Origin of the sequence: Salmonella sp. SG203 (genome assembly GCF_013350575.1) — a bacterium.
In the GTDB taxonomy this organism is placed as follows: domain Bacteria; phylum Pseudomonadota; class Gammaproteobacteria; order Enterobacterales; family Enterobacteriaceae; genus Salmonella; species Salmonella enterica.
The window spans coordinates 1-1,737 of the sequence record NZ_SNMT01000073.1; the positions used below are offsets into that span (position 1 = coordinate 1).

Annotated in this window: 1 rRNA gene; it reads left to right on the plus strand. The window is 53.9% G+C overall.

Going from position 1 to position 1,737, the window contains the following annotated elements:
* Window positions 1–1,725: ribosomal RNA gene (locus HV477_RS27790) — 23S ribosomal RNA — on the plus strand; the annotation flags it as partial.
* Between the last annotated feature and the right edge of the window lie 12 nt (window positions 1,726–1,737).

The following is a 1,737-nucleotide window of genomic DNA, read 5'->3' on the forward strand; positions in this document are numbered from 1 at the left end:
GTTGGGTAGGGGAGCGTTCTGTAAGCCTGTGAAGGTGGCCTGTGAGGGTTGCTGGAGGTATCAGAAGTGCGAATGCTGACATAAGTAACGATAAAGCGGGTGAAAAGCCCGCTCGCCGGAAGACCAAGGGTTCCTGTCCAACGTTAATCGGGGCAGGGTGAGTCGACCCCTAAGGCGAGGCCGAAAGGCGTAGTCGATGGGAAACGGGTTAATATTCCCGTACTTGGTGTTACTGCGAAGGGGGGACGGAGAAGGCTATGTTGGCCGGGCGACGGTTGTCCCGGTTTAAGCGTGTAGGTGTGTGTTCCAGGTAAATCCGGTTCACTTTAACACTGAGGCGTGACGACGAGGCACTACGGTGCTGAAGCAACAAATGCCCTGCTTCCAGGAAAAGCCTCTAAGCATCAGGTAACATCAAATCGTACCCCAAACCGACACAGGTGGTCAGGTAGAGAATACCAAGGCGCTTGAGAGAACTCGGGTGAAGGAACTAGGCAAAATGGTGCCGTAACTTCGGGAGAAGGCACGCTGACACGTAGGTGAAGTGATTTACTCATGGAGCTGAAGTCAGTCGAAGATACCAGCTGGCTGCAACTGTTTATTAAAAACACAGCACTGTGCAAACACGAAAGTGGACGTATACGGTGTGACGCCTGCCCGGTGCCGGAAGGTTAATTGATGGGGTCAGCGCAAGCGAAGCTCCTGATCGAAGCCCCGGTAAACGGCGGCCGTAACTATAACGGTCCTAAGGTAGCGAAATTCCTTGTCGGGTAAGTTCCGACCTGCACGAATGGCGTAATGATGGCCAGGCTGTCTCCACCCGAGACTCAGTGAAATTGAACTCGCTGTGAAGATGCAGTGTACCCGCGGCAAGACGGAAAGACCCCGTGAACCTTTACTATAGCTTGACACTGAACATTGAGCCTTGATGTGTAGGATAGGTGGGAGGCTTTGAAGCGTGGACGCCAGTCTGCGTGGAGCCGACCTTGAAATACCACCCTTTAATGTTTGATGTTCTAACGTGGACCCGTAATCCGGGTTGCGGACAGTGTCTGGTGGGTAGTTTGACTGGGGCGGTCTCCTCCTAAAGAGTAACGGAGGAGCACGAAGGTTGGCTAATCCTGGTCGGACATCAGGAGGTTAGTGCAATGGCATAAGCCAGCTTGACTGCGAGCGTGACGGCGCGAGCAGGTGCGAAAGCAGGTCATAGTGATCCGGTGGTTCTGAATGGAAGGGCCATCGCTCAACGGATAAAAGGTACTCCGGGGATAACAGGCTGATACCGCCCAAGAGTTCATATCGACGGCGGTGTTTGGCACCTCGATGTCGGCTCATCACATCCTGGGGCTGAAGTAGGTCCCAAGGGTATGGCTGTTCGCCATTTAAAGTGGTACGCGAGCTGGGTTTAGAACGTCGTGAGACAGTTCGGTCCCTATCTGCCGTGGGCGCTGGAGAACTGAGGGGGGCTGCTCCTAGTACGAGAGGACCGGAGTGGACGCATCACTGGTGTTCGGGTTGTCATGCCAATGGCACTGCCCGGTAGCTAAATGCGGAAGAGATAAGTGCTGAAAGCATCTAAGCACGAAACTTGCCCCGAGATGAGTTCTCCCTGAGACTTAGAGTCTCCTGAAGGAACGTTGAAGACGACGACGTTGATAGGCCGGGTGTGTAAGCGCAGCGATGCGTTGAGCTAACCGGTACTAATGAACCGTGAGGCTTAACCTTACAACGCCGAAG